10 protein-coding genes are annotated in these 17047 nt (G+C 36.8%); all 10 read left to right on the top strand.

The annotated features are described in order from the left end of the window. Positions 1 to 3 precede the first annotated feature (3 nt). Positions 4 to 1767 carry a flavin monoamine oxidase family protein gene (locus ACSVH9_RS01355; protein WP_438062136.1) on the top strand — a complete coding sequence of 588 codons (1764 nt, stop codon included), beginning with the start codon at positions 4 to 6 and terminating at the stop codon, positions 1765 to 1767. 375 nt (positions 1768 to 2142) lie between these two features. Beyond that, positions 2143 to 4449 carry a DNA topoisomerase 3 gene (locus ACSVH9_RS01350; protein ID WP_438062135.1) on the top strand — a complete coding sequence of 769 codons (2307 nt, stop codon included), beginning with the start codon at positions 2143 to 2145 and terminating at the stop codon, positions 4447 to 4449. Positions 4450 to 4594: 145 nt separating this feature from the next. Further along, positions 4595 to 5071 (top strand): DUF6265 family protein, encoded by a 477-nt coding sequence (locus ACSVH9_RS01345; RefSeq protein ID WP_438062134.1) that lies wholly within the window; start codon positions 4595 to 4597, stop codon positions 5069 to 5071. Between the two features lie 184 nt (positions 5072 to 5255). Next, on the top strand, positions 5256 to 7388 hold the full coding sequence (locus ACSVH9_RS01340; protein ID WP_438062133.1) for a TonB-dependent siderophore receptor: 2133 nt from the start codon (positions 5256 to 5258) through the stop codon (positions 7386 to 7388). A 69-nt stretch (positions 7389 to 7457) separates the two neighbouring features. Further along, positions 7458 to 8579, top strand: a complete 1122-nt coding sequence (locus tag ACSVH9_RS01335) for a PepSY-associated TM helix domain-containing protein (protein ID WP_438062132.1) — start codon at positions 7458 to 7460, stop codon at positions 8577 to 8579. 190 nt (positions 8580 to 8769) lie between these two features. Beyond that, positions 8770 to 10284, top strand: coding sequence for an ankyrin repeat domain-containing protein (locus ACSVH9_RS01330; RefSeq protein WP_438062131.1), 1515 nt, complete (start codon positions 8770 to 8772; stop codon positions 10282 to 10284). 107 nt (positions 10285 to 10391) lie between these two features. Next, positions 10392 to 10871: a DUF2271 domain-containing protein gene (locus ACSVH9_RS01325; protein WP_315171575.1), complete on the top strand. Its 480-nt coding sequence runs from the start codon at positions 10392 to 10394 to the stop codon at positions 10869 to 10871. 114 nt (positions 10872 to 10985) lie between these two features. Beyond that, the gene (locus tag ACSVH9_RS01320; RefSeq protein WP_438062130.1) at positions 10986 to 13169 is read left to right on the top strand and encodes a PepSY domain-containing protein; all 2184 of its coding nucleotides are present in this window, start codon (positions 10986 to 10988) and stop codon (positions 13167 to 13169) included. A 378-nt stretch (positions 13170 to 13547) separates the two neighbouring features. After that, the gene (locus tag ACSVH9_RS01315) at positions 13548 to 14540 is read left to right on the top strand and encodes an FAD:protein FMN transferase (RefSeq protein ID WP_438062129.1); all 993 of its coding nucleotides are present in this window, start codon (positions 13548 to 13550) and stop codon (positions 14538 to 14540) included. A 229-nt stretch (positions 14541 to 14769) separates the two neighbouring features. Further along, the gene (locus tag ACSVH9_RS01310) at positions 14770 to 17046 is read left to right on the top strand and encodes a TonB-dependent siderophore receptor (protein ID WP_438062128.1); all 2277 of its coding nucleotides are present in this window, start codon (positions 14770 to 14772) and stop codon (positions 17044 to 17046) included. Position 17047: the final 1 nt, after the last annotated feature.

The following is a 17047-nucleotide window of genomic DNA, read 5'->3' as shown; positions in this document are numbered from 1 at the left end:
ACAATGAATAAAAACACCCCACTACAAACAGGTATGCAACCTGATTTAAAAATTGAAGTAGCTATTATTGGTGCAGGAACTTCTGGACTATACACAGCTTATCGCTTGGTTACAGATAAAAAATACAAAGCAAGCGAAGTACAAATTTTTGATATGAATAGTAAACTCGGCGGAAGACTAGAATCGGTTATTATGCCTGGGATGAACTTTTGGGGAGAATTAGGCGGTATGCGCTACCTGACTTCTCAACAAATCGTAACTACACTTATTGAAGGATATCCTTTAACTGAAGTAAACCCTGAAAAACGCATTCCTGTTTTAAAAGACAAAATGACACCTGTTCCTTTTCCTATGGGAGATCCATCGAAACTCATTATGTATCTTCGAAAAGAGCATTTCAAACAAAACGCTTGGGATGAAGCACAAAAAGAGGATAAAAAATTGATCACAAGATATTTCTTAAATGAAAATGATTTAGGATTTAGTTCTGACCAACTTTTCAATAAAATCATTTATGACGTATTAATGGCCGATGCGTGGGTAGCTGAAAACTATGGCACGAAAATTAAAAAAGGAACGACTATTTATGACTATTCTTTTGAACTTACGAGTGTCGACTGGGACGATATAAAACCCAAATTAGTATATAATTTTCCTAATTCTCCTTACTACAATCGAAAAGTCAACGATTTAGGATTTTGGAATTTAATCAAAGATCAAGTTTCGCAAGAGGGTTATGAATTTCTGGCAAATGCTGGTGGATACTATTCAAATACTATCAATTGGAATGCTGCAGAAGCATTTCCATATATGGTAGGAGATTTTTCTGAAGGAACCATTTATAAAACTATAGAAGAAGGTTACGATAGTATAGCCTACGCCATTGCTAATTCGTATATGGAACACTCAGACGCTTGCATTTGGTCTGAAAATAAACTGATTACTTTCACAAAAGAGCATCCATGTACTAGCACACATAAATACCAATTGACCTTCTTGAATTTAAAAACAAACACAGAATGGAACGTATATGCTAATACCATTGTACTGGCAATGCCAAGAAAATCTTTAGAGCTTTTGGACCAAAATAATTTCTTCTTTAACAGTAATGAAAACTCTGTTTTAAATGAAAATATTCGCTCCGTTATAATGGAACCCGCTTTTAAAATATTAATGGGATTTGAATACCCTTGGTGGAAAGAGTTAGGCATCGACTCGGGACATTCTATTACAGACATACCTATGCGTCAATGCTATTATTTTGGTACAGATACCGTAACAAACAATTCTATGTTATTGGGAAGTTATGGAGATATGGAAACCGAAACCTTCTGGAAAGCATTATCCGACGACAAAGTACTTTTTGAAGTTAAAGCGGCTAACTCAGCCTCCTTAAAAGAATTGCATCAATTGAATGATGTGCAAGCCACAAAATTGATGGTAAACGAATTACTCAATCAACTTAGGGAAGTGCATGGCCCGCAAGTAACTATTCCGGAGCCATATGTAACGTATTTTAAAGATTGGACGGATGACCCTTTTGGAGCAGGTTACCATGCATGGAAAGCGGGTTATGCGGTAAAAAATGTAATGCTTTATATGAGAAAACCAGAACAAAATGAGCAAATTCATATTTGTGGAGAAGCCTACTCAGACCAGCAAGGTTGGGTTGAAGGAGCGTTTTGCGAAGCAGAAAAAATGCTGCAAGAACACTTTGGATTACAACGTCCTATCTGGTTAGCAAATGATTATTACTTAGGTTGGTAAAATTACTTTGCCTTTTAGTTACTTCCAGAACTGAATACGTTTTAAAGCCTATTGAACCTTCTTTTCTATCGAAAGTTATACTTGATGGAAGAATAGTAAAAATTAAATATATAGAACCTCGCTTAGGAAATTATAAGCGAGGTTTTTTTATGTTATGAAAAGGAGACCTTCTTGTCTAGCCCTGATGGTAGCGGCATCGTGTGGCTCTGGGGTTCAGAGCCACAGATATAGCGGACAGCAGGAGGATTCGTGAGGGTAGCACTATTGTTGCTGCTCCTAAATACAACCAAAAGATTCGTTCATAACTCCTACCTATTTTGATGGTTTCTCAATTTCTAAATTCCTAATTTGCGCCTTCAAATTAATAAAGAAAAAATGAAGGTTTGTATTGCCGAAAAACCCAGCGTTGCTCGAGAAATTGCCACCATATTGGGCGCGAATACCAAGCACGATGGGTATTTTGAAGGTAATGGTTATGCGGTAACGTATACGTTTGGGCATTTGTGTACTTTGAAAGAACCAAACGATTATTGGCCTCACTGGAAGAGTTGGGATTTGAATAACCTTCCGATGCTTCCAGAAAAATTTGAAACTAAATTGGTGCAGAATTCGGGAATTCAAAAGCAATTCAACATCATCAAAAGTTTGTTTGACAAAGCTACAGTTGTGATTAATTGTGGTGATGCTGGACAAGAAGGGGAACTCATTCAGCGTTGGGTAATGAACGAAGCGAAGTACAAAGGCGAAGTACAACGTTTATGGATTTCGTCTCTGACCTCAGAGGCTATTAAAGAAGGTTTTCAAAACCTAAAACCAGCGTCACAATATGATAATTTGTTTTATGCGGGTTTCTCTAGAGCCATTGGCGACTGGTTGCTGGGGATGAATGCCACGCGTTTGTACACTGTAAAACACGGTGGTTACCAACAAGTATTGTCAATTGGAAGGGTGCAAACTCCTACACTGGCGATGGTTGTAGAACGCTTCAAAGCGATTGAAAATTTTAAACCTCAGCCCTATTGGGAATTGCAAACCTTGTACAGAGAAACGGTTTTTAGTTATGAAGAAGGGCGTTTTTTGAATAAAGACGAGGGAGCGGTTTTGGCCAACAAAGTTAAAGAAAGTGATTTTGAGATTGTTAGTATCGATAAAAAGAAGGGCAATGAATATGCTCCAAAACTTTTTGATTTAACAGGATTACAGGTGTATTGCAATACCAAATTTGGTTTTTCAGCAGAGGAAACACTTAAAATTGTTCAGACTTTATACGAACAAAAAGTAGTTACTTACCCTAGAGTTGACACTACTTTCTTGCCCAACGATATTTATCCAAAAGTACCTGCAATTTTGCAAAACTTAACGCAATATGCTGCACTGACAGAACCGCTGTTGGCAAAAAAGATAAAAAAATCGCCCAAGGTATTTAACGATAAAAAAGTTACCGACCACCACGCCATCATTCCTACTGGCGTGCAGAGCCATTTACAATTCAATCAGCAGCAAGTATATGATAGCATTGTAAAGCGTTTTATCGCTGTATTTTATGACGATTGTTTGGTGGCTAACACTACCGTAATTGGTAAAGCAGCCGAGGTACATTTCAAAACTACTGGGAAGGAAATCTTAAAGAAAGGATTCCGCGTTGTTTTTGAGACTCCGACTCCGCTCAGTACAAATACCAAAGAAAAAGAAGCAGACCTCCTTCCTAATTTTGTGGTTGGCGAAAAAGGACCACACCAACCTTCTTTTTTAGAAAAGGAAACCAAAGCGCCCAATCAGTTTACCGAGGCTACACTTTTGAGAGCTATGGAAACCGCTGGCAAACAAGTAGACGACGAGGATTTACGAGAATTAATGAAAGAAAATGGTATTGGTCGTCCTTCTACTCGCGCGAATATTATTGAAACGCTCTTTAGACGAAAATACATAGTCCGCAATAAAAAACAAGTTTTGCCCACACCAACAGGAGTGCAATTGATTGATACGATTCAGAATGAATTGATAAAATCAGCAGAACTCACAGGAACTTGGGAAAAGCAATTGCGCGACATTGAAAAAGGCGCCTATACGGCTTCGGCTTTCATAAAAAACATGAAGCAAATGGTGGATAATTTAGTCTATGAAGTGAGAAGCGAAACCAGACGTGCCAATATTTCACACGCCGCAAATGTTCCAAAAATCGAAACTGTTGTAGAGAAAAAGAAAGCGGTAGGAATTTTGGCAGCAATCTGTCCTAAATGTAAAAAAGGAAATTTGATTAAAGGAAAATCGGCTTATGGTTGTAGTGAATATAAATCGGATTGTGATTTTGTACTTCCCTATGTTTTTGAAGGTAAAAAGATTTCTGAAAGTCAATATTTGCGCTTGCTTCAAAAAGGATCAACTGTAAATTTAAAAGACTTTAAAACCGATGCAGGATCAGTTGAGGGTTTAATCCGTTTTGAAGAAAATTTCAAACTCAAATTAGAACCAAAGAAAACCGAATTAAAAAAGACAGTTGATACTTTGACTTGCCCAAAATGCAAAAAAGGAACAGTGCTAAAAGGAAAAACGGCTTACGGTTGTAGCGATTATAAATTGGGTTGTGATTTTAAAGTTACTTTTGAAATGGTTAGAGAAAAACTAAAAGATCAAAAACCGACAAAAGAACTGGTTTATTCTATTTTAGAGAAAAGCATTTAATTCTATTCAACCGCAAAGTTCACAAAGAATTATGCAAAGTTCGCTAAGCGTTGCGTTCCTTGCGCTAACTTTGTGATCTTTGCGGTTAAGAACGCAAACTTTTTTCATAAATTAGCGCCATCAATCCAAACAAAAAATTTGCATCATGTTTCAAAAAACGACACTTTTATTGGTCTTTTTAGCACTTGCGTCTTGTAACAACAACGCGAACAAAAATGAAAAAATCAAAGCTTCGCAATGGCTCTTGGGCACTTGGAGCCAGCAGTCTGAACAAGGAATTTTAGAAGAAACATGGAAATCTGTAAACGACAGCACTTTTGAAGGGACTTCGTATTTTATAAAAGGGAAAGATACTTTGCACAACGAAACAATTGTGTTGCAACAAAAAGGAGAAAACCTTATCTATAAAGCTACTGTAAAAGGTGAAAATAATGACGAAGCCGTTTCGTTTCCCCTCACTTCCACCACCGAAAAAAACTTGGTATTCGAAAATCCAAAACACGATTACCCACAAAAAATCAATTATAAATTAGCAGATGCCACTACGCTGATTGCAAAAATTTCTGGAAAACAAGCCGGAAAAGTTACATCCGAAACCTATACGCTTAAAAAGGTAAAATAACACTATCCCCATTCTTTTTGCACCTCGATTCTAAAAAATCGAGGTTTTTTTTATCCGTAAAATACTATTATTGAAACGGATAGAAGGCTGCACTTGTTTTTATTTTTATTTATTCTAAATAAACTTTGATTTTATCAAAGAGGCTTTTATATTTGCAATATTATTTTTAATCAATCTAAATAAAATGAATAAAATACTACTAGCCACAACCGCATTGTTATTAAGCAATGCTTTTTATGGTCAAAACACAGAAAAAGACACCATCAACAAATTAAAATCGGTAGAAATTAGCAACAAGTACAAATACAAAAGAGAAAAAAGTACGACTGTTGCTAAAATGCCACTGAATAATATCGAAAACCCACAAGTATACAACACCGTTACGGGTGAGTTGATGAAAGAGCAATTGGTTACCAACTTTAATGATGCCTTAAAAAATGCTACAGGAATTACTCGTTTGTGGGAATCAACGGGAAGAGGCGGCGATGGTGCTGAGTACTTTTCGATGAGAGGATTTGCGGTGCAACCCACAATGATTAATGGTCTTCCAGGGATTAATAACGGAACCATAGACCCTATAAACATCGACAATATCGAAGTGATAAAAGGACCTTCTGGAACTTTGTTCGGAAGCAGCCTCATCTCTTACGGAGGATTAATTAATGTTGTGACCAAAAAACCGTTTCAAAACTTTGGCGGAGAAGTGAGCTATACTTCAGGATCCTACGGACTCAATCGCGTAACTGCCGATGTAAATATCCCATTGAACCAAGACGCTTCAATTCGTGTGACTTCGGCTCATCAAAAAGAGAATTCGTTTCAAGATGCAGGTTTTGCGAAATCCTTTTTCTTAGCACCTTCGTTGAGCTATAAGATAAATGATAAATTGTCTTTCTTAATTACAACCGAATTTACCAATCGCACTTCTGCCAATGCACCTATGATTTTCTTAAGCCGATATGCGCCTTTGTCATTTAATTCGATAGCTCTTTTTGAAGACAATTACAAAAAATCATATACTTCGAATGAGTTAACAATCAACAACAACAGCTTCAACTTACAAGCACAAATGTTCTATAAACTCTCTGAAAAATGGACTTCACAAACCGTATTATCAAGAAATAACAGCAAAACAAATGGTTATTATTCCTATTTGTGGGATTCAGCCAATGGAAATGAATTCACCCGTTTCATTTCAAAAAGAAATGGTGAAACCTTAGGCACAGATTTGCAACAAAATTTCATTGGAGACTTTAAAATTGGCTCCCTAAGAAATCGTTTGGTCGTTGGTGCTGATTATTTAAAAATCAATATCATCAACGGAAGTACTGGTTGGGTTGGCAATGGTAAAGTATCACTTGTGAATCAAACCGATACAGGAGATGTTACCCAAGCAGGCGTTGATAAGTTACTCGTGGGTTCTTTCGAAGGTAACACAGATGCACAAACCGAAGTCTTGAGCGCATATGCCTCTAATGTTCTAAATATTACAGATCAACTTTCGGTTATGGCAAGTTTACGTATTGATAATTTCAAATCATCAACAGCTAATGAAAGTAATTCTCAAACGGCTGTTTCTCCAAAATTTGGCGCCGTATATCAAATCATTGAAAACAAAGTCTCTGTTTTTGGAAATTATATGAATGGATTTACCAACGTGGCTCCAAAAGAAGTTAGCAATGTTGACGGAAGTAATCCAAGAATGAAATCTTTCGACCCCGAACACGCCAATCAGTATGAATTTGGATTAAAAACCAATCTGTACAAAGACATCATATCAGCATCGATTAGTTACTACAATATTGATGTAAAAAACAGACTAATGACCAATCCAAACAACATCAACGATTCTTTTCAGGGCGGTGAAGTGAATAGCAAAGGAGTAGAAATTAGTTTTACAGCAAATCCAACCCAAGGACTTAACATCATCGCTGGCGTGAGCAACAATAAAAGTGAAGTAACCAAAGACAATCCTGGAGATGGTTATTTAGGGTTTAGACCAGAAGAAGCGGGACCAGAAACATTAATCAATCTTTGGGCAAATTATACCATTCCATCTGGCGCATTAGAAGGCTTTGGCTTTGGTCTTGGCGGAAATTATGCTAGCGAATACAAAACATTAAACAGAAGTACTACAGGCACTTTTGCTTTACCAGATTACACCGTGTTGAACACTGCTTTGTCTTTCAATCACGATAAATTCAATTTTGTTTTAAAATTAAATAACGTATTGAATGAGAAGTATTTTTCTGGTTGGTCAACGGTAACCCCTCAACGATTAAGAAGTCTTACCGCTGGATTATCGTATAAGTTTTAGTTTTCATAATTGCTATTGTTTTTGTTTAACAAAACTCCTCATTTCGGTGAGGAGTTTTAATCATTTAAAATGAAAAAAATTAATTTTAAAAAAAGCATTCGACTACTGCATCTTTGGCTGGGCTTGGGTTCAGGAATTATTGTATTTATCATAGCTGTAACTGGTTGTTTGTATGCTTTTCAGGAAGAAATTCAGGACATTACACAAGAATACCGCTTTGTAGAAAAACAAAAAGTACCTTTTCTTTTGCCCTCGCAATTACTACCAATTGCTAAAAAAGAATTGCCTAACAAGGTGTTACATGCCTTAAAATACAATGCTCCTGACCAAGCTGTAGAAGCTATCTTTTATCACTATGAACCTACCTATCATTATGTGGTATACTTGAACCCTTACTCGGGCAAAGTACTAAAAGTAGCCAATATGGAAGATGGCTTTTTTAGATTTATATTAGATGGTCATTTCTACTTGTGGTTACCTCATAAAATAGGACAAGTTATAGTTGCTTCTGCTACGCTTATCTTCCTTGTACTACTTGTATCTGGTTTAATTTTATGGTTTCCTAAAAACAAGAAAGCAGCCAAACAACGTTTTTGGTTTAGATGGAAAGAAGGTCTAAAATGGAAACGAAAAAACTACGATTTGCATAATATTACGGGATTTTATGTCTTGGCAATCGCTCTAATCTTTGCCATAACAGGCCTCGTTTGGGGATTTCCTTGGTTTGCGTATGGCTATTACAAAATCATAGGAGGAGAAAAGTCATTACTCTATGAAGACCCCGTTTCAAAAGAAGTTGCACTAGCAAAAAAAATAGAGAACCCTTTGGACAAAGTATTTCTGCTCATGCAAGAACAATACCCGAAGGCCGTTTATATTGAAGTACATCCACCTGAAAACCCAAAAAGCGCTATAGCTACTAATGCTAACTTAGAAAAAGGAACCTACTGGAAAACCGATTATCGCTATTTTGACCAAAATACATTAGAAGAAAAAGAAGTAACTCACATCTACGGAAAAATAGCTAAGGCAGATACCTCAGACCGATTGCTGAGAATGAATTATGATATTCACACAGGAGCTATAATGGGATTAGCAGGTAAAGTTTTTGCTTTTTTGATTAGTTTATTAATCGCCACATTACCGATTACAGGTTGCATGATTTGGTATGGCAGAAAAAAAGCTAAATAAAACACATATTTAGCTTTAAATTATGAATCTCCATTAAACCTTTTGCCTTTATTTGCATCTAAATAACCATATAAATACGGTAATAAAAGACAAATTTAATATTGGTAGATTCCTTTTTATTTTTACTTTTGCTATTATTTTTATTTATTCTAAATAACACTCTAACCCCTATCGTTTTACTTTTCAAAATATGAAAAAATACTTTATAACCCCATTAGCATTTGCTATTACTTTATTATGCAGTGCCCAACAAAAAAATAGCTTACTCGACCAATCCTTTTGGAAAACTTCGCCCGATGTGGCCACTGTAAAAGCAGAAATTGAAAAAGGCAACAGCCCATCTGCGGCAACACCCAATGCTTTTGATGTAACCGTAATGGCTATCAATAATGATGCGCCAGCTCCTACTATTAAATTCTTATTGGAACAACCAGGAAACGAGGTAAACAAACTGACCCACGACAACCGAATCTACCTGCATTGGGCAGCTAACAAAGGGAATGTGGAAATTATAGAATACTTAATCGCTAAAGGTTCTGACATCAATTTGGAAGACAGTAAAGGAGAAACACCTCTTACTTTTGCAGCCATTGGTGGACAAGCAAATCCGAAATTGTACGAGGCATTTTTTAAAGCGGGCATTGATCCAAAGAAAAAATACAAAGACGGGGTTAACCTGCAACTAATGACCATTGCTACAGATAAAAACTTAACCTTAAGTGATTATTTAACTACAAAAGGCTTATCCCTAAAAGATGTAGATAGCAACGGCAACACAGCATTTGATTATGCTGCAAAAACTGGCAATGTTGCTTTCTTGAAAACCCTTTTAGCAAAAGGAGTAAAATACACTAATAATGCGCTTCTTTTTGCCGCTCAAGGCACACGAAGAGAATCAAGCACACTTGAAACCTATAAATATTTGGTTGAAGAATTGAAAATCAAACCTACTATTAGCAGTAAGTCTGGTGAAACAGTACTTCACTTTTTAGCAAATAAACCTAATCAAACAGAAATCATAACTTATTTCCTTTCTAAAGGTGTAGATTCTAACCAAGCAGACAAAGAAGGAAATACACCATTGATGCTTGCAGCTGCTGGTCGTGAAACTGCTACTTTGGAACAATTAATAGCGGTAACCAAAAACATTAATGCGCAAAACTTAAAAAAAGAAAGTGCTTTAACTTTTGCAGTTAAATCAGGAACGCCAGAGGCAATCACGCAACTTTTGAATCATAATGCTGATATCAAAGTAACCGATAAAGATGGTAACAATTTAGGCTACTATTTAATTCAATCGTATCGTCCTCAAACAGGCGGCGGACGTGGTCCTGAAGCAGCCAACTCTCCAAAACAAGACCCTTTTGATGCTAAAATTAAAATACTACAAGACAAAGGCTTTGTACTCTCTACACCTCAAAAAGATGGAAACACACTGTATCATTTGGCGGTTATTAAAAACGATTTAAATTTGCTCAAAAAACTAGCCGATTTAAAAATTGATAGCAATGCAAAAAACAATGATGGCTTGACGGCTTTACATAAAGCGGCCATGATTGCGAAAGACGATACTATATTAAAATACTTAATCTCTGTTGGGGCTCAAAAAGACAGTAAAACAGAATTTGACGAAACCCCATATACATTAGCAAAAGAAAACGAAACATTAACCAAAAAGAAAACAGATTTAGAGTTTTTGAAATAGTTGAACTAGCCCTTAATGATTAGTCCTTAGTAACTAGTGAATAGCCAAAATAATTCAAAACTCATAACTCAAATCACGTCACTTAAAATTCATAATTTATCCTCATAATGAAATCATTCTTAAAAATAAGCTTACTTACCCTTATCAGTTTTTTATCTTTTCAAGCGACCGCTCAAACAAGCAAATACAAATGTATGTTGCAAATGTCTAACTATGTAGGGGAAGGCGCCTATATTGTAGTGTCGTTAATCAATCCAAAAGGAGAATATGAGAAAACACTTTACGTAATGGGTGACGACAAAAAATGGTACAAAACCATCAAAGAGTGGCATAAATTCCAATCGAAAAAACAAGAAAACATTAGTGCCAAAACTGGAGCTTCTGTAACTGGTGGAGACCGCAGCATTACCACCATCGAGATAGAAGATGCCAAAATCAATAAAGGCTACAAACTTCGTTTTGAAAGTGCTGTAGAAGATAACAAATACTATGTTGCTGACGCCGAAATTCCATTAACTACAGAAGGATTGGCTGCCAAAACAGATGGCAAAGGATATATCCGCTACGTACGATTCAATAAAATCTAAAACATCTTGTAAAAAATAGGCAAAGTCATTTAAGATTGAGGAACCACAACCTTTGTCTTATTTGACTTCGTTTTTTTCAATTTGTACATCATAAAAACTAAAAGTCCTTTTTCTATGACTCTTTCCTTTTGGCGCTACGCACATTTGGTTCTAGCGATTTTCTCTTCCCTTTTTTTAGTCCTAGCAGCCGTTACGGGTACCATTCTAGCTGTAGATGCCATTCAAGAAAAAATACCTTCTTACCAAGTCAGTAATTTCGACAGAATAACGTTAGCAGAAACGCTTCCTATTTTACGAAAAACCTATCCTGAAATAACAGCAGTAAGTGTGGATCACAATCAATTTGTTCTTCTTGAAGGAATAGATCAAGAAGGCAATGACGTAAATGCTTATGTAGACCCAACCAATGGTAAAATTCTAGGGAAACCAACCCCAAAAAGCGAATTCATTCAATGGACTACAGCTTTGCACCGCTCTTTGTTTTTAAAGGAAACCGGACGATTTATAGTAGGTTTTATTTCATTTTTATTGGCGCTTATTGCACTTTCTGGCTTGGCATTAATCATTAATCGTCAAAGAAGCATTCGAAGTGTATTTTCAAAAGTTGTAAAAGAAAACTTCGCCCAATATTATCACATTATTACTGGAAGATTAGCGCTGTTGCCTATGCTCATCATTGCTCTTACTGGGGCTTATCTTACACTAGAAAAATTTCATTTTTTTATAGAAAACGATGCTTCAGCAACCGAAACGGTAGCCCAGCCTTTGTCCAAAAAACAAAATACTTCTATATTCAACACCACACTTTTGTCCGATGTCACCAAAATAGAATTTCCTTTTTCGGATGATCCTGAAGAATACTTTATCATTCATCTAAAAGACAAAGAAATAGAAGTACATCAAATAACTGGAGCTGTAGTTACCGAAAAATTAATAGCCACCACTACACAATTGAAAGACCTAAGTCTCGATTTACACACCGGAAGAACCAGCATTTTATGGGCTGTAATTCTTGGTTTGGCTAGTATTAATCTATTGTTCTTCATTTATTCTGGATTTGCGATGACGTTGCGACGCAGAGCCAGTCGCATCAAAAACAAGTTCAAGGCCAAAGACAGCGAAATCATTCTACTCGTAGGTTCCGAAAACGGAAGTACCTTGCGATTTGCCAATGCCGTGCAACAGCAATTTATTGCTCTTGGCAAAAAGGCGTATCTAGCCGAGATGAATTCCTATACCCTATTTCCAAAAGCAGAACAATTGCTAGTTTTTGCCGCAACTCACGGGATGGGCGATGCTCCATCTAATGCGAATCAGTTTATTGAATTATTGAGTAAAACTACACAAAAGCAAAAAATCAAAACCGCAATTATTGGTTTTGGGTCTAAATCCTATACGGAGTTTTGTGGTTTTGCTTATGATGTAGAAGCTGCATTAGCAAAACAAAATTGGAGCGAAACCATAGTGCCGTTACATACCATAAACGACAAATCAACAGAAGAATTTGTGGCTTGGATTCAGTTATGGAATACCGCAACTTCCTTACCGCTTGCCACAACTCCATCGCTATACAATGCAATACCAAAAGATTTACAGACTTTTGAAGTTGTATCCAAAACACAAGTGTCCACGGACGAAGACACTTTTTTGGTCAGCTTCAAAACGCCTTGGACAACCAAATTCCAATCGGGAGATTTGTTAGCCATTTATCCTGCTAACGACAGTAGAGAACGTTTATACTCCATCGGTAAACACGACGGAAAACTACAATTGGTTGTCAAATTACACGAATACGGATTAGGTTCGGGTTATTTGAATCAACTTGAAATAGGTACCAAAATAAAAGCCCGAGTAATCACGAATACCGCTTTTCACTTCCCGAAACAAGCGACCAAAGTTGCTTTAATTTCTAATGGAACTGGAATTGCGCCGTTCTTAGGAATGATTCAAGAGTCGACGCCCAAAACGGAAACGCATTTGTATTGCGGTTTTAGAATCGAGACAAAAAGCGTTGCCAGTTATACAAAACTAGCCCAAGAAATGATGGACCAACAAAAGCTCAAAAGCTTTAATTTGGCCTTATCTAGAACAGCAAACGGCTGTCGTGTAACACAGTTGGTAGAACGTGATGCCGCTTTTTTCAAAGCGCTGTTGAATGAAAATGGCGTTATTATGATTTGTGGCTCTTTGGCGATGCAAAAAGATGTAGAAAAAGTGCTTGAAATCCTTTTAGAGGAATCCAATACAAGCGTTTCAGATTATAAAGGCAAAGGTCAAATTTTGACTGATTGTTATTAGAAAGACTCTCCCGACCCTCTCCAAAGAAGAGGCAGAGGCAACTTAAAGATTAGTCGTATTGTAACAATTTCCTGCAAGATTTTCAAAACCTTGTAGGTCTCTTTGTTTAATTGAAATACCTGCAAGGTCAAAAAAAGACCTTGCAGGAATATAAAAAATAAGGAGTGTCTATGATAGTTTTAGTGCTTTACATCATTCCGCTTTTAACTACAATTCGAATAGTGGAACGCTAATTTTCTTTAGGAACGCTTGCGTGAGGGATGGCAGTGGAACTCTCCCGATTTTTCATCGGGAAGCGGGAACGTACAGCCCGACCCGACCTTTTTCGGGAGGGGCACGCCCAAAATCAATATATTTACATGCTAATAGCATAACGTTATGTCAACTAAAAATCTTTTCTTTTTGCTACTCGTTTGGGGTGTTTCGTGTCACAGTCAGGTGCTACGAAAAAAAACGACTTTGCTTATGGGCGGGCGTTTTGACATTACGATTGTAGCCCAAGATTCGGCCACGGCAAAAGAAAATATCGATGCTGTTGTTGCCGAAATCACCCGAATTGAGCATTTGATTTCGGACTGGAAACCCACTTCTCAAGTTTCGGAAGTGAATCAAAATGCGGGTATTCGCCCTGTAAAAGTCGACAAAGAAGTATTTGAATTGACCCAAAGAGCGCTTGAATTTTCTAGGATTACCAAGGGTGCGTTTGACATTAGTTTTGCGGCTATGGATAGGATTTGGAAATTTGACGGGTCGATGACCGAGATGCCATCGGCAGAAGCCATTAAAAAATCGGTTGAAAAAGTGGGCTACCAAAACATCATTTTAGACTCCGTTCAATCGACTATTTTCTTGAAAGTAAAAGGAATGAAAATTGGTTTTGGCGCTTTGGGCGAAGGCTACGCCACCGATAAATGTCGCGCTATGATGCTCGCCAAAGGCATTCCCGCTGGAATCATTAATGGCTCTGGCGATATGAGTACGTGGGGAACGCAGCCTAATGGCAAAGCTTGGAATATTGGCATCACAAACCCTTTTCGACCCGAAAAAATTATGGCAATCGTTCCCTTAAGGCAAGAAGCCGTAACCACTTCGGGGAGTTATGAAAAATATGTCGTTTTTAATGGCAAACGCTATTCGCACATCATTAATCCCGCCACGGGATATCCTGCTACGGGTTTGTGTAGCGTAACCATTTTTGGCCCCAATGCCGAAACTGCCAATGGTTTGAGCACTTCACTAATGGTTTTAGGACAACAACAAGGATTGCTTTTACTCGAAAAATTCGCGGACTACAGCTGCATTATGATTACCGATAACGGAAAAGTGATTCGGTCCAAAAACTTCAAAAAGAAATTGAAGGCTAAACTATAGCTGTTTTCAATTCCATACCGCCTAAACCACAGAAATCTTCTATTCATTTATAAGAAGAAGACCGAATCTCATCAAAATTTTACTAATCGAAAAGTTTGATAATTTACTGACAAACAAACACTTTCAAATTATTTGTTATTTTTATTAATATTTAATCTAAATAAGCTTTGTGATTCCAAAGGAGGGTTTTATATTTGCATCGTTATTTTTAATTATTCCAAATAAACAAATGAAATATATACTCCTCCCCGCACTACTTTTAGCCTACTTCGGAAGTAACGCACAAGACAATCATCAAGCAAGCGCTACTGCAAACGATAAAAAATCAACTATAGAATCCTTCGATTTTGAAATTGATACTGTAAAAAATAAAAAAGGTGGCACCTTAAAAGAAGTTATTGTGACTTCAAACAAACAAAGACAACCTGTATCAGCTGTTCGTTCAGGATTAAAACCAATGGATGTGCCGCAAAGTGTACAAGTAATTGGCGCCGAAATCATTGATCAACAACAAGCCATCCGCTTGAGTGATGTAATCAAAAACGCCAACGGAATTTATGTTGGTTCTGCACGTGGTGGTGCTCAAGAATCCTTTTGGTCTAGAGGTTACGATATGTCTGCCAACAATATGTTCAAAAATGGCTTTCGTTATAATGCTGGTTCGATTCCAGAGGTATCTGGTCTAGAAAAAGTAGAATTCCTTAAAGGAGGTTCAGCACTATTGTACGGAAACGTTGCCCCTGGAGGTATTTTAAATTTGGTAACCAAAACCCCAAAATTCACTGAAGGCGGTGAATTCTCAATGCAAATGGGTAGTTACGCTTACTACAAACCGTCGATTGACGTTTATGGTCCTTTGAATAAATCTATTGCTTACCGCTTTAATGCTTCTTATGAAAACTCAGAAAGCTTTAGAGATTATGTAAAAAATGATCGTATTTATATCAATCCATCTTTCTTATTTTTATTGTCAGACAAAACTCAAATCACACTTCAAGGAGATTATTTAAGTGCAGATTGGACTCCAGATTTCGGAACTGGAATCGTTGGAAAAGAAATTTTAGACTTGCCAAGAAATCAGTATTTTGGAGCAATTTGGTCTAATGGGAATACCAAATCATCAAGTGCCTCTGTGTTGCTAAATCACGATTTTAATACCAATTGGAAATTAAATTTCAATTCATCATACCAAACGTACAGAAGAACACAACTATCTACGGCTCAATTATCTAATTTAGCCTACACAACAAATACATCGGGTGTAAAAGAAGTAAATTGGAAACGTGGATTAACTCGTGCTGATGCCGCTGAAAACATCTTTGGAAATCAATTAAGCCTACAAGGAACTTTTAATACTGGAAAAATTAAGCACCAATTATTTACAGGAGTTGACTACGAAGATTCAATGGCACCTAGTTATACTTTTAGTTTTTCTTTAAGTGATTATGGCACAATTAATCTTTTAAATTATAGTTATAGTACACAAAGCAAAGACGTTCCTTTTTCAAAAGCTACACAACTAGCAACTACAAACACCCAACGTTTTGGAGTTTATGCTCAAGATTTAGTTTCGATTACAGACTACATTAAAGTTTTAGCAGGAATTAGATGGTCTTGGCAAGAAGCAAAGGTTGAAACTAAAGTTTTTTCTACAGGAATTACCTCAACAGGAGCAAAAACACTCAACAGAGCTTTTTCACCTAAAGCAGGTTTAGTAATTCAACCGGACAAAAACATGTCATTGTTTGCTAGCTACTCCAACTCATTTACGCCAAACACAGGAACTACAGTAGACTTACAACCGCTTGATCCTTCGATCATTGATCAATACGAAATAGGGATCAAAAAAGACTTTATGAAAGGACTTTTTAGTACCAATCTAACAGTTTACCAAATCACAAACAATAATCTAGCACAAACCGTTCTATTTGCTGCTGATGGAGTTACACCCAACGTAAATACTAATATAAAAGAGTTAGTAGGTGGAACAAAAGGAAAAGGAGTTGAGATTGACATCACGGCTAGACCTGTTGAAGGATTAAACTTGATGGCGGGTTATAGTTTTAATGAGACTAAAATTTCAAAATCATCAGGAAGTAATGGAAGCCTTGTGGTAGGCGATCTTTTAGCGAGAACACCAAAACATACTGCTAACTTAAGCTTCTTCTATAAATTACCTTACGGTGTATTGAAAGGATTAAGCTTTGGCGCTATGGCTAACTATGTAGGAGACCGCTTAGGAGGTTGGAATGACCGTTATGTGTGGACTGAAAAATTACCAGCTACAACTCCTAAAAGCTATAACATTACCATAGAAGACCGTGACATTCCATTAAAAGGATACACTACCGTTGATGTTTCTGTAGGATATGATTGGAACAAAATCTCTTTGTTATGCAAAGTATCGAACATCACCAACGAATTGAACTACACCGTACACGAAAACTATAGTGTAAACCCAATTGCGCCAACACAAGTTATGGCAATCTTGAAATACAAATTGTAAT

This window comes from Flavobacterium sp. RSSB_23 (assembly GCF_051547145.1).
In the GTDB taxonomy this organism is placed as follows: domain Bacteria; phylum Bacteroidota; class Bacteroidia; order Flavobacteriales; family Flavobacteriaceae; genus Flavobacterium.
This window is presented reverse-complemented; position numbering and strand designations above follow the sequence as displayed.

Coding starts and splice junctions, on each gene's coding strand:
- ACSVH9_RS01315 (WP_438062129.1), top strand. CDS start 13,548: ATGTCAACTAAAAATCTTTTCTTTTTGCTACTCGTTTGGGGTGTTTCG.
- ACSVH9_RS01350 (WP_438062135.1), top strand. CDS start 2,143: ATGAAGGTTTGTATTGCCGAAAAACCCAGCGTTGCTCGAGAAATTGCC.
- ACSVH9_RS01335 (WP_438062132.1), top strand. CDS start 7,458: ATGAAAAAAATTAATTTTAAAAAAAGCATTCGACTACTGCATCTTTGG.
- ACSVH9_RS01325 (WP_315171575.1), top strand. CDS start 10,392: ATGAAATCATTCTTAAAAATAAGCTTACTTACCCTTATCAGTTTTTTA.
- ACSVH9_RS01330 (WP_438062131.1), top strand. CDS start 8,770: ATGAAAAAATACTTTATAACCCCATTAGCATTTGCTATTACTTTATTA.
- ACSVH9_RS01340 (WP_438062133.1), top strand. CDS start 5,256: ATGAATAAAATACTACTAGCCACAACCGCATTGTTATTAAGCAATGCT.
- ACSVH9_RS01345 (WP_438062134.1), top strand. CDS start 4,595: ATGTTTCAAAAAACGACACTTTTATTGGTCTTTTTAGCACTTGCGTCT.
- ACSVH9_RS01320 (WP_438062130.1), top strand. CDS start 10,986: ATGACTCTTTCCTTTTGGCGCTACGCACATTTGGTTCTAGCGATTTTC.
- ACSVH9_RS01310 (WP_438062128.1), top strand. CDS start 14,770: ATGAAATATATACTCCTCCCCGCACTACTTTTAGCCTACTTCGGAAGT.
- ACSVH9_RS01355 (WP_438062136.1), top strand. CDS start 4: ATGAATAAAAACACCCCACTACAAACAGGTATGCAACCTGATTTAAAA.